The sequence below is a fragment of the Macrococcoides goetzii genome (assembly GCF_002742385.2).
Taxonomy (GTDB): Bacteria; Bacillota; Bacilli; order Staphylococcales; family Staphylococcaceae; genus Macrococcoides; species Macrococcoides goetzii.
Genome location: NZ_MJBI02000001.1, coordinates 155,061 through 179,071 on the forward strand (window position 1 = coordinate 155,061; position 24,011 = coordinate 179,071).

Sequence of the window (24,011 nt, forward strand, 5' to 3'; positions counted from 1 at the left end):
ACCGTATTTGGTGTGTGACACTTTTTTATCTTTGCTTTAATTGTATCGGATAAATATCGGTAAATGTTGCTTCAATAACATTTGCCATAATGTCGTAGCCGAATACATGCGGATGTAGTCCGTCATCTGTAAGTTCATTTCGTAAATAGTCGATGCCATCTTTCGTTTCAGTCATCTGTGTATAGTAATCGATAAATAATGCATCATGTTCTGTACATAGTTGTTTAATTTCGTGATTAATTATCTGAACAAGTTTTGAGCGCGTTATAAATCCTTCTAATTTAGGTCGGTTCGTTGATGTGAGTGTAGTAACTGCAATATTTATGTTATTTTCATTTGCCATCATAATCATTGCTTCAATATCTTCAAGGATGCGTGACTTGATTTGTTGCTGGTTGTCATCGCTTTGATCAATGTCGAGCTCTTTCGTATTATTAATGCCAATCGATAAGACAATCCAATCGGGTTTCAACTGGATACTATCTGCTGTAAATCGGTCGCGTACCCATTGCGTACGATCGTTTCCAATGCCACGGTTAATCATTCGTTTGCCATTGTTTAATTGCAGGTAGCTTTCTATATCCCAGTAATCAGTAATTGAATCACCGATAAAGACGATTCCTACAGGGTCGTTATGATAAAGTATCACTTCATTTCTATGATTAAAGCTTTCTCTTAATTTGTTTACAGGATGTCCTTCTTCTAACTTTGGTAAATGGATATAATTCGGTCTCATCAGTTTTCTCCTTTTGGAAAGTTTTTAATTTATTAATTTTAACTTATTCATATAGTTTATTATATACCCATAACAGTGTAATCTTATGGATTTTTAATTGTTTCGTATTCATGTATAATTAAATAATAATAAAAAAAGGGGTGATTGTCTTGAAATGTCCAAAATGTGGTTTTAATCAATCGAAGGTGATTGATTCACGACATGCAGACGATTTGACTGCAATCAGAAGACGTAGAGAATGTGAAGAATGCGGTACACGTTTTACTACTTTCGAAAGAATTGAATTACAGCCATTAATCGTCGTAAAAAAAGACGGCACAAGACAAGCTTTCAACCGTGATAAAGTGTTACATGGTTTAGTCCGTGCATGTGAGAAGCGACCTGTTGCTTTTGAATCACTTGAAAAAATTACGACAGATGTTGAGACTGCTTTACGTGAAAAAGGTAAGACGGAAGTGTCTTCGGTTGATATCGGTGAATTGGTGATGGAGCATCTAATGACTTTAGATCAGGTTTCCTATGTAAGGTTTGCGTCTGTCTATAAAGAATTTAAAGATGTCGATCAGTTATTACGTACAATGAGCGGTCTATTGAACGATAAAGATAAGAAGTAGGTGTCAGCATGCAGCATTATTTTACGGAATTAAATGGTACGGATCAGTTTACCGTCACGACAAACTATATTAGTACGCATCTGACAGAAGATGTTCTTAAGACACTTTATACACCTTTAATTGGTATTGAATGTGTCGGTGTCTACCAGTTCTTAAGTCAGTTTTTAAATGACTATAACCAGGTTAGTAACGATTACACACATTATATTTTCTTAAGTGAGCTGAAGATGAATTTGAGTCATTTCGAAGTGATTCGCAAACGGCTTGAAGCAATTGGTTTACTTAAGACGTATATGAGGATAGATGATAGTAATCAGAAGTTTATCTATAAATTAATCAGTCCTGTAATGCCTGCACAATTTTTTAATGACCCTATGCTTTCTGTGTTCTTATATCAGCAGGTAGGTAAGCATCGTTATCAAGTGTTGAAAAGCAGATATTTTACAAATAATATAGATTATGATGGTTATCGTGATATTTCAAGTAAATATATGGACGTATTTGGTACCCCGAAATCTCCTGAACCCGTTGTATTCGAATATAATAGTGAGATTATTAAACAAAGTGACCCATATGGTATTCCTATTCATCATCAGACATTTGATTTTGATATGCTTGAAACATTGTTGTCACAGAATTTAATCACAAGTGAACAGTTACCAAAGAAGACGCGTGATTTAATTTCTCAGCTTGCTGCATTATATGATATTGCACCTACAGAAATGCGTCAGATTATCTTGAAGTCACTTACAAGCAATCAAACGATCTCTCATGAAGAATTGCGTAAAAATGCACGTGATTTCTATAAGATAGAACACGACGGTGCATTACCTACTTTGCAGGTTCAGGAACAGTCAGATAATATAAAGTCTGAAGATAAGGAAGCGAGCACTCTACTGAACTGGTTTGAAATGTTGGATACAACCAGTCCAATCGATATGCTTACTTCATTCAGTAAATCAGAACCGACCTTAAAGCAGAAACGCATGATTGAATCTATATTAGAACGTGAACAACTGCCATATGGCGTGTTTAATATTCTTATTCAATATGTATTGTTTACAAAGGATATGAAACTACCGCAGGCGTATATTGAAGAGATAGCCTCTAACTGGAAGAAACAAAATTTAAAAACAAGTCAGGAAGCTTATCATTTTGTAAAATCGATGGATAAGAAACGTACTGAACGTAAAGATAAATCAAGTAGACCGAAACAATATTTACCGCCTTCTAAAGAGATGACACCTAAATGGTTAACGGATGAATCGATAGCAAGCAATAAAGTTGATGAAAATGTCGATCTGGAAGCGGAACGTCGTAAGTTACAGCAAGAACTCAATCAATTATGGGAGGAGGATAAATGATGAAACCAATGGGATCAATATTAAACGCTAACAGTGAAATTTTTAAGCGTATTGAAAAGATTAAACAGGAAACGATAAAAGATCCTGAAATAAGTGCGTTTATTGGTGCTAATCATGTTACTGAGCAGATGATAGATAATGATTTATCTGTCCTCCAGGAATATAAAGATTCTTCAATTATGTGCCAGGATTGTGCATCTTATGGCCAGTGTAAGAACTTTGTCCCTGGTCACACACCTGAACTATATATTGAAAATAATCACATTAAGATCAGACATTTACCATGCCCTTCTAAGCTTGCTTATGATGAAGAACAAAAGATGAAGCAGTTTATAACGGCAATTCATATGCCAAAAGATGTCCTGAATGCAAAGCTTGCAGATATTTATCTCGATGATAAAACGAGAATAGATATTGTGAGACGTGCAGGGATGGTATGCAGAGATATCGCAAAGGGTGTCGATACGAAAGGTATGTATATCCATGGACCATTCGGTACCGGAAAATCATTTATTTTAGGTGCAATCGCAAATGAATTGAAAGAGCGTCATATTTATACGACGTTAATGTACTTTCCGGAATTTATCCGTGAATTAAAATCTGGTTTTAACGATGGTACATATACCGAGCGATTAAATCGAGTAAAGAATACGCCTGTTCTTATGCTCGATGATATCGGTGCAGAAGATTTAACACCATGGGTACGTGATGAAGTGTTAGGGCCGATATTAAATTATCGTATGATGAATAATATGCCGACTTTCTTTAGCTCTAATTTTGATTTTAAAGAACTAAGTCATCATTTATCAATAACGAAACAAGGTGCAGAACAAACGAAGGCGCGACGTATTATGGAGCGTATCGAAACATTAAGTGATGAATATATGTTATCAGGGAAAAATTATCGCCGTGAGAAATAAGTTTGAAAATTACGATAATAAGTGTATAATATGTATTAACAAACAACAAAACTAAATTCGTATATATAAATTGTAAGGATAAGATAGTCTATCATTAATTTTTAGAGAGCTGATGGTGCTGAGAATCAGTAATTAAGGTAGATTGTTACTCCCTTATTGGTATGACAACTAATCATTGTCCGGCTCAAGACCGTTATCTTATGCAGAGTTGCTGAGTGATCAGTAATTAGGGTGGTACCGCGAATTGACTTCGTCCCTTTTTGGGATGGGGTCTTTTTTTGTTGTTTAAAATAAAATAAAAAAGTGAGGCGTTTTGAATGAGTGAAATTAATGTTAAGTTTCCAGATGGTAATGTAAAAAGTTTTGAGGCTGGCGTTACAACTGAAGAAATCGCAGGATCAATCAGTCCAGGTTTAAAGAAGAAAGCTTTAGCAGGAAAATTTAATGGACAGATGGTTGATTTATCAACAGCACTTGAAACAGATGGAGACATCGAAATCATCACGCCTGAGTCTCCTGAAGGTATTGAAGTATTACGTCATTCAACTGCCCATTTAATGGCTCAAGCGCTAAAGCGTATGTATGGTAATGTACATTTCGGTGTAGGTCCTGTTATTGAAGAAGGCTTCTATTACGATGTCGATACAGAGCATAAGATTTCAAGCGAAGATTTACCGGAAATCGAGAAGACTATGCGTCAGATTGTCGGAGAAAATATTGCGATTGAACGTCGTGTTGTAAGTCGTGATGAAGCTAAACAAATTTTTGCAGATGATCCATACAAACAGGAGTTAATCGATGCGATTCCTGCTGATGAGAATGTAACAATCTATTCTCAAGGTGAATTCACTGACCTTTGCCGTGGAGTACATGTGCCATCAACTGCGAAAATTAAAGAATTTAAATTATTATCTACAGCCGGTGCATACTGGAGAGGCGATGCGAACAACAAAATGTTACAACGTATCTATGGTACTGCCTTCTTCGATAAAAAAGCTTTGAAAGAACATCTTCAGGTATTAGAAGAGCGTAAAGAACGTGACCACAGAAAGATTGGTAAAGAATTAGAGTTATTTACTACAAATCAACTTGTTGGACCTGGTTTACCGTTATGGTTACCAAATGGTGCTACTATCCGTCGTGAATTAGAACGCTATATTGTTGATAAAGAAGTTGCATTAGGTTATGACCACGTGTATACACCAGTTATGGGTTCAGTTGATCTTTATAAAACTTCTGGACACTGGGATCATTATCAGGAAGACATGTTCCCGGTTATGGAGATGGACAATGAGCAAATGGTATTACGTCCGATGAACTGTCCACACCATATGATGGTCTATAAAAATAAACCACATTCATACCGTGAATTACCAATCCGTATCGCTGAACTTGGTACAATGCACAGATATGAAGCGAGTGGTGCTGTAAGTGGATTACAACGTGTTCGTGGTATGACTTTAAATGATGCACATATCTTCGTTCGTCCGGATCAGATTAAAGATGAATTTATCCGTGTCGTGCAACTTGTAATAGATGTATATAAAGACTTCAAATTTAAAGATTATAAATTTCGTCTAAGTTATAGAGATCCAGAAGATACTGAAAAATATTTCCAGGATGATGAAATGTGGGAAAAAGCGCAATCAATGCTTAAAGAAGCGGTTGATGAAATGGGCTTAGATTACGAAGAAGCACCAGGAGAAGCTGCATTCTATGGTCCAAAACTCGATGTACAGGTTAAAACAGCGTTAGGTAAAGAAGAAACTTTATCTACAGTTCAATTAGACTTCTTATTACCGGAACGTTTCGATTTAGAATACATTGGTAATGACGGCGAGAAACATCGTCCGGTAGTTATTCACCGTGGTGTTATTTCAACAATGGAACGATTTGTTGCTTTCTTAACAGAAGAATATAAAGGTGCATATCCTACTTGGCTTGCTCCAAATCAATTAGAAATTATTCCGGTTTCCAATGAAGTGCATTATGACTATGCGCGTAAATTATATGATGAGTTAAAATCTCAAGGTGTTCGTTGTCATATTGATGACCGAAATGAAAAGATGGGCTACAAAATTCGTGAAGCACAAATGCATAAAGTCCCTTACCAGGTTGTAGTAGGAGATAAAGAAGTTGAGAATAATGAAGTAAACCTGCGTCAATATGGTTCTAAAGATTCTAAAACTTTAGATCGCGACGAGTTTATCTGGAATTTAGTTGATGAGATTCGTCTAAAAAAATAATGATTTGATTTTTTATGAGTCTATGTTTTAAAGGAAAATCATCATTTAATGTTTTAACGTATTAAAAAAAGAGGTTGAAATAATAAGTGATGTCATGTATATTAGTAACTAACTTAATATTCCTCGTTGAGGTAGAGGTTGCACTGTTTATGAGTAGATGATGGATATGTCATACACATAAACGAAGTTTATCGAAAGGAAACAGTGCCGAAGGAATAATGTGTATGAACATTATATCCTGGGCTAACATTGAACAAGTGTTAGACTGTCACATTTGTGATGCGCTACTTAATTTTGATGATTATACTTTCAAATGAGTACGCGTATCATACGTGTGCTCATTTTTTATATTTGAAAGGAAGTCAATATATGCAAAGTACGAATGGAGTACAAAGAAAATTGAAGCAGCGCCATATTTCGATGATCGCTATTGGTGGCTGTATCGGCACAGGTTTATTTATGACCTCTGGAGGAGCGATTCGTGATGCTGGCCCAGGTGGTGCGTTACTTGCGTTTACGATTATTGGTATTATGGTATTTTTCTTAATGACAAGTCTTGGTGAAATGGCAACATATTTACCGATTTCAGGTTCATTTTCTACCTATGCAACACGCTTCGTCGATCCATCTCTTGGATTTGCGCTTGGCTGGAATTATTGGTTTAACTGGGTGATTACAGTTGCAGCAGATGTGAGTATCGCTGCGAGCGTCATAAAGTACTGGGCACCGATGGATTTCTTGCCGGGTTGGGCATGGAGCTTAGTATTTCTAGCAATTATTTTATTTTTAAATACATTGTCAGTTCGAGTTTATGGTGAAAGTGAATATTGGTTTGCGATTATAAAAGTTGCTACTGTTATATTATTTTTATTTATAGGATTACTAACAATCGTTGGAATTTTAGGTGGCAAGTTTATTGGTTTTGATAACTTCACGACAGGTGATGCTCCATTTGTCGGTCATGGTTTAACAGGGTCTTTCTTAACGATTCTTGGTGTGTTCTTAGTAGCCGGATTTAGTTTCCAGGGTACAGAACTTGTTGGGATTACAGCAGGTGAATCAGAAGAACCGGAAAAAACAATTCCAAAAGCGATTAAACAAGTTTTCTGGAGAATTTTAATTTTTTACATTCTTTCTATTTTAGTCATCGGATTAATCATTCCTTACACGAATCCTAACTTAATGGGTGGAGATAGTGTTGCGAAGTCACCATTTACGTTAGTATTTGAAAATGCTGGTCTTGCATTTGCAGCATCCTTTATGAATGCTGTTATCTTAACATCTATTCTATCAGCGGGTAATAGTGGTATGTATGCTTCAACGCGTATGTTATATGCGATGGGTAAAGATGGTTTAGCTTCACGTAAATTCTCGGAAACAAATCATAAAGGCGTTCCTATTCCGAGTTTACTTGCAACGTTTATTGTGGTGCTGATTATCTTCTTAGTAGAACGTGTTGCCAGTGGTGCTTACGAATATATTGTGGCAGCAAGTGGTTTAACTGGATTTATCGCTTGGCTAGGTATCGCAATTAGTCATTATCGATTTAGAAGAGCGTTTTATGCGCAGAACAAAGATACATCAGTATTAAAATATAAAGCGATGTGGTTCCCATTTGGTCCTATATTTGCATTTATTCTATGTTTATTTGTAATTATCGGTCAGGATTCTGATTTGATATTAGGTGGTAAGTTCGATCTTAACGGATTCTTGATTACTTATATGGGTATTCCAATTTTCTTAGCGTTCTATTTCTATCACAAACTAAAATATAAAACGCGTAAGATTCCTTTAACAGAAGTTGATTTATCTCAAGATACAGATATGAGTGAATATGAAAAAATAGATGTTGACTTATAAATATTAGCCTGTTATACTTAAGTCTGTTGAATACGAAACGGACAAGTAGAAGCATCCCGCTTCTCGCCCTGAAGACGCAAAGGCAGTTACAGGGTTAAATAACATGGTTAGACATGTCTATTTTTTAGCGGGTGCATTATGCATTCGCTTTTTTGTTTGTCTTCGTAAATCAAATAGGAGGTGTCAACCATAGCTAAAGATCAAACTCAAATCAATGACAAAATTCGTGCGAGAGAACTTCGTTTAATCGGTCATGATGGTGAACAACTTGGCGTTAAAACTAAGTTCGAAGCAATTGAAATTGCAGAACGTGTTAACCTTGATGTCGTGTTAGTTGCTCCAAATGCGAAACCACCAGTAGCCAAAATTATGGATTACGGTAAATTCAAATTTGAACAACAAAAGAAAGAAAAAGAAGCACGTAAAAATCAAAAAGTTGTTGTCGTTAAAGAAATTAGGTTAAGTCCAACGATTGAAGATCATGATTTTAATACGAAACTTAAAAATGCTCGTAAATTCTTAGAAAAGCAGGACAAAGTTAAAGTATCAATCAGATTCCGTGGTCGTGCAATCACGCATAAAGAATTTGGTCAACGTGTGTTAGAGAAATTTGCAGAAGAATGTAAAGATCTTGCGACAGTTGAACAAAAGCCAAAGATGGATGGTCGCTCAATGTTCTTAATGTTAGCACCAATCGTCGACAAAAAACAAAACTAGGAGGAACAAAACATGCCTAAAATGAAAACTCACCGTGGTGGAGCTAAACGTGTTAAAAGAACTGGTTCAGGAAAATTAAAACGTTCAAGAGCTTACACTTCACACTTATTCGCAAACAAATCAACTAAACAAAAACGTGGACTTCGTAAAGCGTCATTAGTATCTAAAGGCGATCAAAAACGAGTAGCACAAATGTTAACTTACGTAAAATAATAAAATTAGAAACACTGAGGAGGAATTATAATGCCACGAGTTAAAGGTGGAACAGTTACACGCGCGCGTCGTAAACGTACAATCAAATTAGCTAAAGGTTACTTTGGTTCAAAACATACATTATATAAAGTAGCAAAACAACAAGTAATGAAATCAGGTCAATATGCATACCGTGACCGTCGTCAAAAGAAACGTGATTTCCGTAAATTATGGATCGCACGTATCAACGCAGCTGCGCGTCAAAATGACATCAGCTACAGCCGTTTAATGAACGGATTAAAAGTTGCTGGAATCGATATCAACCGTAAAATGTTATCAGAAATCGCTATCACTGACGAAAAAGCATTCGCTGAAATCGTTAGCCAAGCTAAAGCAGCTTTAAACAAATAATAAAGATTATTAAACACGCTAAGTAAATGACTTAGCGTGTTTTTTTGTGTTTAAAATATGTTATTACTTGCAAATATATTTATATAGGGATATCCCTATATATATATTAATGTGAACATATTCACATTAAATTGAGCTATAATATAAGTGTATTGTGATTTAGGGGGGATGTATGTGCAAGGTATCATTTACATTGCGCATGGTTCTAAAATGCCGGATAAAAATCAACTGTTCAGAGATTTTGTTGATCATATTATTGAATCCAGGCCAGAATCAGTGCAGCAGTTAGCTTTTCTAGAAAAAGATGATGAAAATGTTCCAATTATTACACAGCGTATGATTGATGCAGGTGTTACTCATTTTCTTGTAATGCCGATGTTATTATTTCCCGCAATGCATGCAGTAGAAGATATTCCCGCTCAGCTCCATGAAGTATTAAAAGATTATCCTCACATAACGTATAAGATTGCAGATTGTTTTGGGGATGAACCTGCTGTTTATCAAGTATGTGAGCGTATCGTTTCTTCATACAAAGATAAAACAATATTAATTACTGCACATGGTAATAAGCGATTTACTGAACCTGACGAACGTTTAATTGCAATGGTTGACAAAATGAAAGATGAAACGGGTCTCAATCTTGTGCCAGCGATGCTTTATGGAGCTTTAAATTTCAAGCGGCAGTTAAAAGTAATGGATAAAGATAAAAGCATTATCATCATGCCATACTTCTTATTCGATGGTCATCTCGTTAGAAAAATAAAACGATTAAGCGAACCGTTAATAGAAGATGGTTATGATATTACATTTACTGAAACACTTGATTTAGATTTAAGTATGACAGCAGGTGTGTTAAATAAACTCGCTGAACTGGAGGCAGAACGCAATGTATCCCATTATGCTTAACTTAATGGATAAGAAAGTATTAATCGTTGGTGGTGGGCGCATCGCAAAACGTAAAGTGAATGGATTAGTGGGAGAAGGCGCGCATATTACCGTTATTGCACCAGAAATCGATGAAGAAATTATAGCAATGAACGTTGAATGTATTCCATATCCATTTACGAAACAAGATATTAGCCAGTACGATATTGTGTTTATTGCAACAAATAAAGAAAGCGTTAATCGTCAAGTGATGGAATGTGTGCAGAAGCATCAACTTGTAAATGACTGTTCTAACAAAGAGAATTCTAACTTTTTTAATGTTGCATCGTTTAAGCATGATGGTATGCGTGTCATGATTTCAAGTGATGGTGTCAGCCCAGAGAAAAGTAAAAATTTAAAACAAAGTATTAAAGATTTTTTAAATAAATAAGTCAGTATATTAGAAATGGGGCAAAGAATATGAAACAAAGATTAGTAATGGTTGGTAATGGTATGGCGGGTATTCGTACGATAGAAGAAATACTAGATCGTAATCCAGATTTATTTGAAATTACAGTTATTGGGGAAGAACCATATCCGAACTATAACCGTATTATGCTTTCTAATATTTTACAAAAGAAAATGAGTGTTGAAGAAACAATCTTAAATGATTATGAATGGTATAAAGAACAAGGCATCACTTTAATTAATGATGATAAAGTTGAAAAAATTGACCGTGTAAGCAAATCTGTTACGACGAAAAAAGGTGTTACAGTTGAATACGATAAGTTAATTATCGCTACAGGTTCTACTGCATTCATGTTACCAATCGATGGTGTGAAACTTGAAGGTGTTATCGGCTGGAGAACGATTAAAGATACAGAATACATCATTGAACAGGCGCGTCATTACAAAAAAGCTGTTGTCATCGGTGGTGGATTACTCGGCTTAGAATGTGCTCGTGGATTATTAGACCAGGGCATGGATGTTACTGTTGTACATTTAGGCGAATGGTTAATGGAAATGCAGTTAGACCGTAAAGCTGGAGAAATGTTAAAAGCTGATTTAGAAAAACAAGGCATGAAGTTTAAATTACAAGGAAACACACAAGAAATTATCGGTAAAGATCGTGTTGAAGCAATCCGTTTAAGTGACGGTTCAGTAATTGAAACAGATTTAGTTGTAATGGCAGTAGGTATTCGTCCGGTAACGAAACAAGCACGTGCAGCTGAACTTGAAATCGGTCGTGGTATTGTTGTTAATGATTTTATGCAGACAAGTGACCCGGATGTTTATGCCGTTGGTGAATGTGCTGAACATAACTCAAAAGTTTACGGATTAGTAGCACCACTTTACGAACAAGGAAAAGTATTAGCAGATCATATCACAGGGAATCCAACAGATGGTTATCACGGATCAACTACATTTACTTCACTTAAAGTATCAGGCTGTGACTTATTCTCTGCCGGTAAGATTTACGAAGGTGAAAAGACACGTGGTATTGAAGTATTTAACGGTTTAGATAATGTATACAAAAAAGTATTCGTAGAAGAAGGAAAAGTTGTTGGGGCTGTACTTTACGGAGATACTGAAGAAGGTAACCGTTTCTACAATATGATGAAAAAAGAAGAAGCGATTGAGGAATTCACGTTAGTATCTTTATTACACAAAGCTGGTGAAGTTGATGCAATCAGTGTTGAAACGATGGCAGATGATGAAACGATTTGTGGATGTAACGGTATTTCTAAAGGACAGATCGTAAAAGCAGTACACGAAAAAGGATTAACGACTGTTGCAGAAGTTACAGCGCATACAAAAGCCGGTGGATCATGTGGTAAATGTAAAGGACAAATCGCTGATTTACTCGTTTATACATTAGGTGATAAATTTGAAGCGGGTGGACCAACTGGAATTTGTGGATGTACAGAACTTTCACGTGACCAGATTGTAACACAAATTCGAGCTAAAGGATTAAAAACTTCTAAAGAAGTACGACACGTATTAGGATTTAAAAACTTAGGCGGATGTCCAAAATGTCGTCCGGCAGTCAACTACTACTTGAATATGTGCTGGCCACATGAGCATGAAGACGAAAAAGATTCACGTTATGCAAACGAACGTTTCCATGCAAATATTCAAAATGATGGAACATTCTCTGTAATCCCACAGATGCAAGGTGGGGTAACAAACCCGGATCAATTAATTAAATTAGGTGAAGTTGCTAAGAAATATGATGTACCTTTAGTGAAAATTACTGGTGCACAACGTATCGGTTTATATGGTATTAAGAAAGAAGAATTACCTCAAGTTTGGGCAGATTTAGGTATGCGTTCAGCATCAGCATATGGTAAAAAATTACGTTCAGTTAAATCTTGTGTTGGTAAAGAATTCTGTCGTTTCGGCACGCAATATACAACTAAACTTGCGATTCGCTTAGAATCAACATTTGAATATATTGACACACCGCATAAATTTAAAATTGGTGTGTCAGGTTGTCCACGAAGTTGTGTAGAATCTGGTGTTAAAGACTTCGGTGTTATTGCAGTAGAAAATGGTTTCCAAATCTTTATTGGTGGTAACGGTGGTACTGAAGTTAAAGCAGGTACATTACTTACTACAGTACCTACAGAAGATGACGTTGTACAATTATGTGGAGCTATGATGCAATATTACCGTGAAACTGGTATTTATGCAGAACGTACAGCACCATGGATGGAACGTTTAGGATTTGATAATGTGAAAGATGTATTATTAGATCCAACACGTCAAAAAGAATTATATGACCGCTTAATGGATGCGAATAAAGCACGCCAGGAAGAACCATGGAAAGATATCGCAACAAATGAAGAAAAACGAAAAATGTATGAAGTGGAGCGCGTATAATCATGGAAAAAATCAAATTATTCAATGTGTCAGAGTTAGAACCTCAAATCGGTAAGAAAGTATTTGTTAAAGAGCAGGAAATCGGGATTTTCTTATTAGAATCAGGTGAAATTAAAGCAATTAGCAATCGCTGTCCACATAAAAATGGTCCATTATCAGAAGGGACTGTAAGTGAACATTACGTATTCTGTCCGTTACATGACAGAAAAATCGATTTAAATGACGGGCAAGTTCAAGCACCTGACGAAGCAGATGGTTGTGTTTCAACATTTAAAGTAGAAGTAGATAACGGTGAGTTATTTATATGGATGGATTAGGTAAGGTTATTTTTGTAGGAGCTGGACCAGGTGACCCTGGTCTTGTTTCTTATAAAGCGATCAGAAGTATTAAACAAGCAGATGTCATCATCTATGATCGATTAGTGAACCCAATATTGTTACAGCTTTCTAAACCAGAATGTGAACTCATTTATGTTGGTAAAAATCCTGATGTTAAGTATAAAGCACAAGATGAAATCAATCGTATCATTAATGAGAAAGCAAGCTTAGGGTTAACGGTTGTACGATTAAAAGGTGGAGACCCAGGAATATTTGGTAGACTATCTGAAGAAATTGATAGTTTAAATGGTAAATATCCGCATGTTGTAATACCAGGTATTACGAGTGCCAGTGCTGCTGGATTATATGCTGGTTTTCCTTTAACAGATCGAGCTTATTCACCGCATGTTACATTTTCTACAGGTCACCTTCAAAAAGATAGCATGAAAGAAATTGACTTTCAGGCACTAGCAAAAGGTGGTACATTAGCATTATACATGGGGATGAAAGCTTTACCAGAAATCGTTCAAGTATTATCGAGCAATATGGATGCTCACTTGAAAGTAGCAGTGATTGGGAATGCGAGTTACGGTTACCAAAAGACGGTCATTGGTAATCTTTCAAATATTATTGATTTAGTCACTGAAGCTAGAATAACGCATCCCGCAATGATCATAATCGGTGATGTTGTAAATGTACGTGACGGGTTATCATGGTATGAGCAATTACCTGAGTTCGGTGTGAGAAAGCTTTATGTATCACTGGATTCGATTGATAAAGAAATGATTTTAGAAATGTATGATCAAGGTGGATTTTATTATGTAATTGATCAGTTAAATAATGAAACATTTCAAAATAAATATAAGCACATTCATGAGGATATATTGTCGATTCATGGCTTTGATGAAGTTATTGCAGATCATCTTGATTCAATTACATCAGTTGAAGAGATGTACAATATAAAGATTAATCCATCAAAAATAAAAATAAATGAAAGCTTGAACAAATAAGTTCAAGCTTTTTCATATCAAGGAGATAATATGGCGATCAATGAACAATTAATTATAGATACGTTACCAAAATTAAATAATACAGAACAAGTATACTTATCATTACTCGCGGCGCGAGGATTAAATATAAATCGTGATAGTATACAAACAGAGGAAATATTACCGAATTTAGTAGCAGCCGGGTTAATTGAAGCAACACATGGTTCAATATTTTTTATGCCGATAGAAATCATTAATGCATTTAACAAACATGTCCTAAGTAATGAGTATCCTGAAATTAAACCGCCAACAGATGAAGAAATCGAACGTGAAATTGAGTTGTTTAACGAGAATATTACTGGATACAATGAGCAGATGAAAATGGAAGCTCGTATTGATGAAATGGTTACAAGTTATTCGAAACAACCGTTGAAATCTTTCTTAAATGAACTTCCGATAGAAGATTTAAAGGCGATTGCGATGTTTTATCAACTCGATTTAACAGATGATAAAACTGAACAAATAAATATCATCAACGACAACTTCTTTAAAGACTTTACGATGCTAGGCAAAATGATAAAATATATGGATTATGAATTACTGCTTAATATCGAAAATGCATTGCAGTTTGATTATGACAATTTTACATATATGAAAGGTGCGACACGAGAAATATTCTTATATGCACCGACATTTAATGAGATTCTATTTTTACCGATAGACGTTGCAAATCATATTAAATCATATAAGAAGCAACAAGGCTTTATATTAGAAGATATTGAAAAGATTAAATTTTATCGCGGAATATTTAATTTATATGGTTTTACACGCATTGATGTGATGCAAAAAGTTTATGACAAATTATTTGGTAAGCCTCTTCTCCGTGATGAGATTTTAAAAGATATACAAAATTATTTTCCTAATCTTGTACCAAACATGAAAGGGAATTGGATTAAACATGAACTTTATTCACATCAACAACTTGAATTAGACGCAATGTTTACCAATATGGAGTATCACATACCGGGGACGAAAGAAGCGGTATATAAATATGTATTAAACGCATATGTTGAACCAAGTAATAATACACGTGAACTGAAAGTTGAATTAAAACGCAATATGAAAGGTGAAGTAATTTACAATCAACAAGTTGAAGCACTTTATTCAGAGATTATTGAGACGTTCCGTGTAACTGATAGTTTTGAGACAGCATTTGAATTTATTGCTGATCTCGGCGCGAAGCATATGATCAGTATTGTACCGACTGAAAAGTTAACGAAGCTGTTGAAAGAAGTATACACTGAAGTAAGATTATGGCGTTTGGGTGGTAAGAAAGTAAGTGAAATGCCAGAGTTTAAACGTAGTAAAATACAGGTGGTTCAGAAGAAAAGTAAGAAGAAAAAGAAGAGAAAATAGGAATTTTATGAAATAACAGCTGCTCACTTGAGTGGCTGTTTTATATTTACTTATGTATTTGATAATAATAAACTTGAAGTAATACAAAATTAGAGGTGAGCGTATGCATTATGAATTAAAAAGAATTTGTATCGGCGGTATAGAAAAGATTGATGTAAACGGTAAAGAGAAGAAAACTGCTTATTATAAATATCCTATTGAGAATACAGTACAACTCACTGTTACGGGGTTTGTCGGGGATCAACATGTTTATAAAGGTCATGGAGGTGTCAATAAAGCGGTCTGTTTATATGATTATAATGATTATGATTTATGGTCAGATTACATGGATATAGATACAGAATTTAGTTTGTTCGGTGAGAATATTACGACTGTTGGACTGGATAAAGATACGATTTGTATTGGTGATACGTTTAAACTTGGAGAGGCTCTTATTCAAGTGACTGAAGGACGTGGACCATGTAATACAATTGCACAGGTTCACAATGTTCCGAATATTGTAAAGATGATGGCTGCTAGTCGAGCAACAGGTTGTTACTTTAGAGTGCTTATTGAAGGTGTAGTTGCACCAAATAGCAGGTTAGAACTTGTGAAGAAAGATGAAAATGGATTGACGTTACATGAGTTTAATGAATTAGTATACGGTGATAAGCATAATAAAAATCTCATTGAAAAAGCATTAAAAGTTAATGCTTTGCCTAAAGAACACAAAGAAAAGTTTGTGAAACGTTTATAATAAAGAAATACCTCTTCAATAATATAGAATATTCTGATAAATTAGAACTATAATGTTTTTGAGGAGGTAAACGATGAAGACACTTTTTGCAGCAGACGATGTAATGACGTTATGGGCGATTATAGTAATATTCAGCAGTCTAAGTATTTACCTTGAATTAAAATACAAATGGGCTGCCAAAGTTTCAGGGGCTATTATTGCCTTAATCTTTGCACTGTTACTTTCAAACTTTAAAGTGATTCCTACAGAGTCCGTTGTCTATGACCAAGTATGGGGGTTTATTATTCCATTAGCTTTACCGTTATTATTATTTCAAATAGATATTAAAGCTATATGGAAAGAAAGCGGACGCTTACTCGGTATATTTTTATTAAGTTCTGTAGGAACGGTTGCTGGAACTTTTGCTGCATTCTTTTTACTAAAAGAACATATCCCTTATCTCGATAAATTAAGTGCGATGATGAGTGCAAGCTATATTGGTGGGGGCGTGAATTTTGCTGCGATGGCATTAAAGTTTGATCCACCTAAAGATGTAATATCAGCTGCAGTAGTTGCAGATAACCTAATGACAGCGATATTTATTTTAACATTAATGACGATACCTACAATGCATTTCTTTAGAAAGAAATTTAATACACCGCACATTGATGAAGTAGAAGGAACACATATTGCAGGGCAGGATGATTATTTCAGTCGTAAAGAAATCTCGCTGCTCGATATTGCGTTAAATTTCGGTGCAGCATTTTTTATCGTAGCTGTATCATTTAAACTGTCAGCAATTATGACTGATATTTTGCCGAAAGCGGATGGCAATATTTTATATGAAATGTTTACAGGTCTTGTAACAGATAAATATTTAATCTTAACGACGTTTATATTTATATTGCTATTACTATTCCCTAAATTCTTTAAACAGTTAAATGGTAGTAGTGAATTTGGAACATTTCTTATATATCTTTTCTTCTTCGTATTAGGAATTCCAGCTTCAATACCTTTAATTATCCAGACAGCACCATTGCTATTATTGTTTGTGTTTATTATTGCAATGTTAAATCTTGTCATAAGTTTAGTTGCCGGTAAATTAATTGGCGCAGACTTAGAGGAAATATTACTTGCTAGTAACGCCAATATTGGTGGACCGACGACTGCAGCGGCATTAGCGATTGCTAAAGGGTGGCATAAATTAATCGGACCGATTCTCGTTGTAGGTACACTCGGATATATTATTGGTAACTATGTCGGCACAGCGTTAGGAGTATTTTTTGGACAGTATATGTAAAGTTAATTTTGGAAAGGTGAACAAACATAAATAACTAAAAAACTAAATATGGTTTAGGAGATGTATTGATGGATCAGCAACTAGAACTACTCAAACAAATGACAGAATGTAATGCACCGGCGGGATTTGAATTGCCGATGACACAATTAATGCAGCAATTATTTGAAACGATTAACGTTGAAACAGTACGTGATAACACTGGCAGTATATTTGGTGTCCGTAAAGCGAATAGTAAACACGCTATTATGTTATTAGGTCATCTAGATGAGATTGGCTTTATGGTTACTGACATCACTGAACGAGGATTTATAAAGTTTACAAGTCTCGGATACTGGTCACCGATAGTGATGACAAGTCAGAAAGTAACGATACATACGAAAGACAGGGATATAAGAGGGGTAATCGGAGGTAAACCGCCACACGTGTTAAGTGCTGAAGATAGAAACAAAGTAAATCTAGAAAATATGTTTATAGATATAGGGACAGCATCACTTGATGAAACAATCGCTGCAGGTATTAAAGTTGGAGATTGTATTACACCATATACTGAATTTGAAATGATGGAAAATCCAAATTATTTGTTAGCAAAAGCATTTGATAATCGTTTTGGATGTGCACTTGCATACGAAGTCGTTAAGAATGTGCCATCACCAAAGATTAATCTATATTCTGGAGCCGTAACACAAGAAGAAACAATGTCACGAGGGGCAAAGACGGCTGCAAACCTAGTTAAACCTAGTCTCGCGATTGCAATGGACGTGTGTTTCTGTTCGTTAACACCGGGTATGGAAGATGCGGGCAATGCGAAGATGGGTGGAGGACCGGTTATTATTCTTGCTGATGCATGGAATATCGCACATGTGGCATTGAAACAATATATTATTGATGTCGCTAAAGAACACAATATTGCAATACAGTTCGATCACTTAACAGGTGGCTACACAGATGCAGGACACGTCGCACAAAGTAACACTGGTGTGCCAGCTGTAACAATCGCTGTACCAACACGTTATATACATAGTAATGTGTCGATGATGAATAGAGAAGATTATGCCGGAGCGGTGAAGTTGATGACAGCAGTTGTTGAAGGACTGGATGATGCAATAGTGGATAAGATTATAGGACAAACATACTAATATTGTATAAATTTGGTTGTTTATGATAAGATGATAAAAAACAACTAAGGTGGTAATTATGAAAGCAATTACTAAAGGTCTAATAGTAATTATCATGCTGTCATTAATAATGATAGTGTCTTTAGTAGCGACTGAAAGATATTTTAATCAGCAGGAAATTGATATATTGGTTGAAGGTGCAGAATCACGCGGCGTTGATTATGAGTTAATCATTACAAACGAGCTCACAAAAGCTTATAAATTTGAAGCGAAATCATCATAAATACCCACTGAGAAGTGGGTATTTTTTTGGAGGAGAGAATGAGGACGGATTTAAATAATTGGGAATTACTCGGTATAGCATCTTTAAAGCAAATAATGTGTGATGCAGATTTTGATTGGTATTTGGCTGGAGGGATTGCACTGGATGAGTTTCTAGGTAGGAAAACAAGAGATCATGAAGATATGGATATATTGGTGAACTTTAAATATTTAGAACGGATTTTAGATTTTTTTAAGAATTATAAAATCTATACAGCAAGGAATGGTTCTTTAAGTTTTTCTTTATTTAATGAAGTTCATTCTACTGACAGTTTGTGGATTGCAAAAGATGATGAAGAATCATTTATTATTCAAATTTTATTTTTTGAAGAAGAAGCAGAACATTGGATCTATAAAAGAGACGATGCTGTTAGGAAAAGAGTTGAGGAAATATATTTTGTTAAGAATGATATGAAAATAATACAACCTGAAATTCAATTGCTTTATAAGTTGGATAGCAGTGATGTCAGAGAAAAAGATTTATATGATTATCAAAATGTATTTCCAGTACTTGAGGAAAGACAGAGAGCGTGGTTGGATCAATATGTTAATTTAAAAAGTGGCTATCTTTTATAATAAGATAGTTGACTTTTTTAATTTCTGGACTATCTTATATTATAAGATAGCTATCTGAAGCAAGGAGGTTTCAAATGTCTGTACATAATCAAATGATGAAAGGATTATTAGATGGAGCAATTCTTGGTTTGATTTCTCAAGGTGAAACATATGGATATGAGATATTAGAAAAATTAAAAGAAAAAGAATTTCCTGAAATTAGTGATGGTAGTATTTATCCGGTATTACTTAGATTAGATAAAAAAGGGTATGTCAGTACGCGAATGATTAAATCAGATACCGGTGGTCCAAAGAGAAAATATTATTCAATTACAAAAGAAGGTTTGGAAGAATTAAAAGTGTTTAAGGAAAAGTGGGATTTACTGAATACAGGCATAAATAATTTGATGAGGAGTGTTGATGATGTTAAGTAATGAAGCAGAACATTTTTTATTACAATTAAGATTAGAGTTGGCATCGAAAGGTAAGAAAGACGAAGATATTGATGCGATTGAAGCAGAATTACGTGATCATTTGTACGAAGCAGAATCACGTGGTGAAAGTGTAGAAAGTGTAACAGGAGGATCGGTAAAAGACTACATTAAGTCAATTTCGAATGAACTACCATTTGATAAAGGGATATTTAGTTTTATGTTTTTGATGCTAATCTCTATATTAGCTTTATTAGCGATACCTCGATTAATATCTGGAGATTTAGATTTAAGTCTGAATAGATTGATATTTTATGCAATTATTATATTTGTATTAGCACCATTAGAATTATGGATATTAAAAACACTTTTAGTGAGACATGGCGACACTAGAACTATCTATGTTTTTGGTTTTATAATGTCAATTATAATGATTGCTGTAATGACAATTGGAGAACTATTATTGTCAAAGTTTCCAAGTAAGTCTTTAGCAAATATTGATGATAAATATAGTTTGATAATTGGACTGATTCTTTCTTTAATATTTTTTGTAGTTTGCATTATATTAAAAAATTGGTTTTTTATTGGAGTATTAGTTTATATCATTATGCCAGAATTAATTCCTAAATTTTTCACAAGTGGAAATCCGAAGAATGAAGATTATATTAATGCTTCACTTATAACATATACTGTTATGAATGTACTATTTGGAACAATAGCATTTATTTATTTTAAAAGAGATATGAAAAAAGATAATGTGAAACGATGATTTCTATAATAGCGGATTTAATAGATTTTATTGGTAATTTGTGCACAGCGCTTTTGTCCAGTGATGATAAAAGAAAAAATAATCAAGAATAATTTATTAATGATAAGGAAATAAATATTCGAATTTATAGCGATGATAGTTCAAGAACGATAATTTTAATAGATGATGAGAAAGTTCATGATGAATTGCTAGAACATTTTCCGAATTCTGAAGCAATATAAATATGATTTAAAAGGATGTTTTAAATGAGAGGATAGTTAAATGGCTAAAGTATATTTTATAAGACACTCTATTAGAGATATTTCGTATAAACATGATGAAAGTGCACCATTGACTGAAGATGGTGTGAGACTTGCTCAAGGTTTGATTGAGATTTTTAAAGATAAAGAAATTGCAGGGATTTTTTCTAGCCCTTATAAACGTGCATTGGATACAGTCATGCCGATTGCTGAAAATAAAGGTTTGAAGATAGAGGTTATAGATAATTTTTATGAACGTACGGTTAGTGAATGGATTGATAATTTCTCAGAATTTGCAGAACGTCAGTGGAAGGATTTTGATTATAAACTTGAGAATGGTGAATCATTGAATGAAGTTAAACAAAGAATTGTCCCGGCGTTTGAAGATTTGATTAAAGGGAGAGAAAGTGACTTAATTATTTGTGGTCATGGTACTTCTTTTTCAGTATTGTTTAATCATCTGACTGATGGAGCGTTTGGTTATAAAGATTTCTGTGAAATGAACATGCCAGATGTATTTGAATATGAAATTGGTGGAAAAGCAGTGGTTAAATATATATGATATGTTGTAATAAATTTGAAAATGTTGCGCATACTAAGCGTGGTTTGCGCACGGAATTCAATTAATTTACAATTCTTGCGCACTCTTGTTGGACTCTGCGCAATATTTGTAAATATAAGTAATCAGATGCACTCTATTTATTAAAAGTGGGCACATGCAGCCATAAAATGGTATCCATAACCAAAGAAACCCCCGTCTCCTCATATTTATGAGTAAACGGGGGTTAAATATTATGCTTTTTTATTTGCTTCTGCAAATGCTTTAGAGATGTCGATTAATTTTTTCGGTGCATCTTGAACTGCCATATGGATTTCAACGAAATGTAAGTGATCTTTATCCGCTTTAATTTTATCCATTACAGCTTTCAATTCGTTGGAAGTTTTCGCATCGTGTACAACAACTTCATCTTTTGCACCGAATGTTTCTGGTAACTGTTTGTAGTTCCACATTTTAATATCGTTATATGGTTCTTCCATACCGTGAATTAATCTTTCTACAGTATAGCCATCATTGTTGATAACAAAGATGATTGGTTTAATGCCTGTGCGAATCATTGTAGATAATGCTTGTACTGTTAATTGTAATGAACCGTCTCCAATTAGTAATAGGTTACGACGGTTTACATCGGCATGTTGGCTTCCAAGCAATGCCGGGAATGTATAACCGATTGATCCCCATAATGGCTGTCCGATATATTGATTGCCTTTATACAGTGATAAATCATATGCGCCAAAGAATGATGTACCTTGTTCAGCAAGTAAGATATCATCTTTTTCTAAGAAGGCATTCACTAATTTGAAATAGTTTTCCTGAACTAAAGGTTCATCATTTAATACATAATCCATCTCAGAGCGTTTAAATTGAGGATAGTCCGCACTATTTTTATAGTCTAATGTCAATAATCCATCAACTAAATCGATGATTGAAACATCATCACTTACAACACTGCCAGCTTTAAAGTCATTTTGATTCATGTAGATAACGTCGTTAACGTCAAATTCATAGCTGAATCCAGCAGTCGCTGAGTCAGTTAATTTTGCTCCTAAATTAATAATACAGTCTGAGTTATTTACATAGTTACGTACATTTTCCTCAGCAATTTTTCCGTCAAAGATACCTAAATATTTATCGTTTTCTTCATTAAAAGCTGATTTACCGAGTGATAATTGAGCTACCGGAATATTTGTTAAATCTGCAAGTTGTTCTAATTTATCGTGTAGATCAAATGAATTAATTTCATGACCAACGATAAATACTGGTTGTTTTGCTTTTGATAATCTTTCTTTAACTGCTTCGATATACTGTGATACGTCTTTTGCTGCGTGCTGATACGCAACAGGAGCATCTGTGACTTCAATTTCAGTTAATGCAACATCTATCGGTAAATGAATATGAACAGGACGACGTTCACGAATCGCTGCATTGATCACACGTGGGATTTCTGTTTGCGCATTTTCAACTGTTAAAGTTGTCGTTGCACAAGTGATGTGTTCATACATTTTTGAATATGAATCAAATACACCTTCACCTAATGAATGATGAACGTATCGTCCTTCTTGTTGAGCGATACTTGATGGTCCACCAGCAATCTTTACAACTGGTACGCGTTCAGCGTAACTTCCGGCAATACCATTCACTGCACTTAATTCACCTACACCAAAAGTTGTACTCACTGCAGCTAATCCTTTAACACGTGCATAACCATCTGCTGCATACGCTGCGTTTAATTCATTCGTGTTACCAATCCATTCAATTTTGTCATGTCGTACAACATCATCTAAAAAGGCTAATGTAAAGTCACCTGGCACACCAAACATTTTATCTACGCCATTTACTGCTAGTGTATCTAATAATAATTGACCGATTCTTTGTTTCATCAATAATCTCTCCTTCTTTTAAATGTTTACTTCACTACTATAATACTTCGTTATTAATAAGTCAACATCATTGACCTATTAATTGTGAAAAATGATAAGAGTGCGTATAATGAGGTAAAGTGAACTAGGAGAGTGATCAGCTTGTTACACGGTAGAGATAAAGAGCATTTATTATTTTACTTTGCTTATAAAACATATATTACAACTGCAGATAGAATCATTGAACAATATGGAATGCAACGTCAACATCATCGTTTTTTATTTTTTATATGTAAGAAACCAGGCATTACGCAAAAAGAGTTACTTCAAGTATTAGAAATTTCTAAGCAAGGTTCACATAATACATTAAAAGTATTGAAAGAAAAAGCACTTATATCAGAAACACCTTCACCGAGCGATAAACGATTAAAAGAATTATATCCAACTGAAGCGGGAAATGAACTGATTGAAAAACTCAATCAAGCGCAGCGTGATTTAATGGATAACATGTTTGATCAATATGGCCATGATTGGCATAGTGTGATGGAAGGTCTTTCACAAGAAAGAGAAGGATTTAGTATCATTATGAATGGAAAAGAGTCATAATAATAATTATAAG

25 protein-coding genes, 1 riboswitch and 2 other annotated features are annotated in these 24,011 nt (G+C 34.6%); of the genes, 23 read left to right on the plus strand and 2 right to left on the minus strand.

The features are described 5' to 3' along the window. Nucleotides 1–25: 25 nt before the first annotated feature. The gene (locus tag BFS35_RS00795; protein WP_099579956.1) at nucleotides 26–736 is read right to left on the minus strand and encodes an SGNH/GDSL hydrolase family protein; all 711 of its coding nucleotides are present in this window, start codon (nucleotides 734–736) and stop codon (nucleotides 26–28) included. A gap of 149 nt (nucleotides 737–885) precedes the next feature. Between BFS35_RS00795 and nrdR the strand changes: the two genes are divergently transcribed. From nrdR to BFS35_RS00905, 22 genes are all read left to right on the plus strand, one after another. Further along, nucleotides 886–1,350, plus strand: coding sequence for a transcriptional regulator NrdR (nrdR, locus tag BFS35_RS00800; RefSeq protein ID WP_099579958.1), 465 nt, complete (start codon nucleotides 886–888; stop codon nucleotides 1,348–1,350). An 8-nt stretch (nucleotides 1,351–1,358) separates the two neighbouring features. Next, a complete protein-coding gene (locus BFS35_RS00805; RefSeq protein WP_099579960.1) occupies nucleotides 1,359–2,714 on the plus strand; it encodes a replication initiation and membrane attachment family protein in 1,356 nt (451 codons plus the stop codon). Beyond that, nucleotides 2,714–3,634 (plus strand): primosomal protein DnaI, encoded by a 921-nt coding sequence (gene dnaI / locus BFS35_RS00810; RefSeq protein ID WP_170137296.1) that lies wholly within the window; start codon nucleotides 2,714–2,716, stop codon nucleotides 3,632–3,634. Before BFS35_RS00805 ends, dnaI begins: the two co-directional genes overlap by 1 nt. 66 nt (nucleotides 3,635–3,700) lie before the next feature. Next, nucleotides 3,701–3,895 (plus strand) — a binding site (T-box leader). Nucleotides 3,896–3,951: 56 nt separating this feature from the next. Continuing rightward, nucleotides 3,952–5,880 carry a threonine--tRNA ligase gene (thrS, locus tag BFS35_RS00815; protein ID WP_099579964.1) on the plus strand — a complete coding sequence of 643 codons (1,929 nt, stop codon included), beginning with the start codon at nucleotides 3,952–3,954 and terminating at the stop codon, nucleotides 5,878–5,880. Nucleotides 5,881–6,004: 124 nt separating this feature from the next. After that, nucleotides 6,005–6,175: riboswitch (Lysine riboswitch) on the plus strand. Nucleotides 6,176–6,249: 74 nt separating this feature from the next. After that, nucleotides 6,250–7,740: an amino acid permease gene (locus BFS35_RS00820; protein ID WP_099579966.1), complete on the plus strand. Its 1,491-nt coding sequence runs from the start codon at nucleotides 6,250–6,252 to the stop codon at nucleotides 7,738–7,740. A 37-nt stretch (nucleotides 7,741–7,777) separates the two neighbouring features. Then, nucleotides 7,778–7,902, plus strand: a sequence feature (ribosomal protein L20 leader region). Nucleotides 7,903–7,920: 18 nt separating this feature from the next. Continuing rightward, the gene (gene infC, locus BFS35_RS00825) at nucleotides 7,921–8,457 is read left to right on the plus strand and encodes a translation initiation factor IF-3 (protein WP_099579968.1); all 537 of its coding nucleotides are present in this window, start codon (nucleotides 7,921–7,923) and stop codon (nucleotides 8,455–8,457) included. Nucleotides 8,458–8,469: 12 nt separating this feature from the next. Continuing rightward, on the plus strand, nucleotides 8,470–8,670 hold the full coding sequence (gene rpmI, locus BFS35_RS00830) for a 50S ribosomal protein L35 (RefSeq protein WP_012657249.1): 201 nt from the start codon (nucleotides 8,470–8,472) through the stop codon (nucleotides 8,668–8,670). 30 nt (nucleotides 8,671–8,700) lie between these two features. Continuing rightward, nucleotides 8,701–9,060, plus strand: coding sequence for a 50S ribosomal protein L20 (gene rplT, locus BFS35_RS00835; protein ID WP_096076190.1), 360 nt, complete (start codon nucleotides 8,701–8,703; stop codon nucleotides 9,058–9,060). A gap of 174 nt (nucleotides 9,061–9,234) precedes the next feature. After that, nucleotides 9,235–9,966, plus strand: coding sequence for a sirohydrochlorin chelatase (locus tag BFS35_RS00840; RefSeq protein WP_158554220.1), 732 nt, complete (start codon nucleotides 9,235–9,237; stop codon nucleotides 9,964–9,966). Beyond that, nucleotides 9,947–10,375, plus strand: a complete 429-nt coding sequence (locus BFS35_RS00845; RefSeq protein WP_099579971.1) for a precorrin-2 dehydrogenase/sirohydrochlorin ferrochelatase family protein — start codon at nucleotides 9,947–9,949, stop codon at nucleotides 10,373–10,375. The genes BFS35_RS00840 and BFS35_RS00845 overlap by 20 nt, the downstream gene beginning before the upstream one ends. 29 nt (nucleotides 10,376–10,404) lie before the next feature. Then, nucleotides 10,405–12,807: a nitrite reductase large subunit NirB gene (gene nirB, locus BFS35_RS00850; protein WP_099579973.1), complete on the plus strand. Its 2,403-nt coding sequence runs from the start codon at nucleotides 10,405–10,407 to the stop codon at nucleotides 12,805–12,807. Between the two features lie 2 nt (nucleotides 12,808–12,809). Next, complete coding sequence (locus tag BFS35_RS00855; RefSeq protein ID WP_099579975.1) at nucleotides 12,810–13,124, plus strand: nitrite reductase (NAD(P)H) small subunit; 315 nt, start codon at nucleotides 12,810–12,812, stop codon at nucleotides 13,122–13,124. Then, the gene (gene cobA, locus BFS35_RS00860; RefSeq protein ID WP_099579977.1) at nucleotides 13,112–14,134 is read left to right on the plus strand and encodes a uroporphyrinogen-III C-methyltransferase; all 1,023 of its coding nucleotides are present in this window, start codon (nucleotides 13,112–13,114) and stop codon (nucleotides 14,132–14,134) included. The genes BFS35_RS00855 and cobA overlap by 13 nt, the downstream gene beginning before the upstream one ends. A 30-nt stretch (nucleotides 14,135–14,164) precedes the next feature. After that, nucleotides 14,165–15,529 carry a hypothetical protein gene (locus tag BFS35_RS00865; RefSeq protein ID WP_099579979.1) on the plus strand — a complete coding sequence of 455 codons (1,365 nt, stop codon included), beginning with the start codon at nucleotides 14,165–14,167 and terminating at the stop codon, nucleotides 15,527–15,529. Between the two features lie 103 nt (nucleotides 15,530–15,632). Continuing rightward, nucleotides 15,633–16,265 carry an MOSC domain-containing protein gene (locus tag BFS35_RS00870; RefSeq protein WP_099579981.1) on the plus strand — a complete coding sequence of 211 codons (633 nt, stop codon included), beginning with the start codon at nucleotides 15,633–15,635 and terminating at the stop codon, nucleotides 16,263–16,265. Nucleotides 16,266–16,338: 73 nt separating this feature from the next. Continuing rightward, entirely contained in the window at nucleotides 16,339–17,544 is a 1,206-nt protein-coding gene (locus tag BFS35_RS00875; RefSeq protein ID WP_099579982.1) for a DUF819 family protein, read from the plus strand. A 68-nt stretch (nucleotides 17,545–17,612) separates the two neighbouring features. Further along, nucleotides 17,613–18,680 carry a M42 family metallopeptidase gene (locus BFS35_RS00880; protein ID WP_099579984.1) on the plus strand — a complete coding sequence of 356 codons (1,068 nt, stop codon included), beginning with the start codon at nucleotides 17,613–17,615 and terminating at the stop codon, nucleotides 18,678–18,680. Between the two features lie 58 nt (nucleotides 18,681–18,738). After that, a complete protein-coding gene (locus BFS35_RS00885; protein WP_099579986.1) occupies nucleotides 18,739–18,942 on the plus strand; it encodes a hypothetical protein in 204 nt (67 codons plus the stop codon). Between the two features lie 38 nt (nucleotides 18,943–18,980). After that, nucleotides 18,981–19,556 carry a nucleotidyltransferase domain-containing protein gene (locus BFS35_RS00890; RefSeq protein WP_099579988.1) on the plus strand — a complete coding sequence of 192 codons (576 nt, stop codon included), beginning with the start codon at nucleotides 18,981–18,983 and terminating at the stop codon, nucleotides 19,554–19,556. Nucleotides 19,557–19,630: 74 nt separating this feature from the next. Further along, a complete protein-coding gene (locus BFS35_RS00895; RefSeq protein ID WP_099579990.1) occupies nucleotides 19,631–19,969 on the plus strand; it encodes a PadR family transcriptional regulator in 339 nt (112 codons plus the stop codon). Continuing rightward, nucleotides 19,956–20,735, plus strand: coding sequence for a hypothetical protein (locus tag BFS35_RS00900; protein WP_147329896.1), 780 nt, complete (start codon nucleotides 19,956–19,958; stop codon nucleotides 20,733–20,735). The genes BFS35_RS00895 and BFS35_RS00900 overlap by 14 nt, the downstream gene beginning before the upstream one ends. A gap of 261 nt (nucleotides 20,736–20,996) precedes the next feature. After that, nucleotides 20,997–21,536, plus strand: coding sequence for a histidine phosphatase family protein (locus BFS35_RS00905; RefSeq protein WP_099579994.1), 540 nt, complete (start codon nucleotides 20,997–20,999; stop codon nucleotides 21,534–21,536). Nucleotides 21,537–21,766: 230 nt separating this feature from the next. Here the strand turns inward: BFS35_RS00905 and BFS35_RS00910 are convergent, their stop codons facing one another. Continuing rightward, on the minus strand, nucleotides 21,767–23,413 hold the full coding sequence (locus BFS35_RS00910) for an alpha-keto acid decarboxylase family protein (protein ID WP_099579996.1): 1,647 nt from the start codon (nucleotides 23,411–23,413) through the stop codon (nucleotides 21,767–21,769). 141 nt (nucleotides 23,414–23,554) lie between these two features. Between BFS35_RS00910 and BFS35_RS00915 the strand changes: the two genes are divergently transcribed. After that, nucleotides 23,555–23,998, plus strand: a complete 444-nt coding sequence (locus tag BFS35_RS00915) for a MarR family winged helix-turn-helix transcriptional regulator (protein WP_240628316.1) — start codon at nucleotides 23,555–23,557, stop codon at nucleotides 23,996–23,998. Nucleotides 23,999–24,011: the final 13 nt, after the last annotated feature.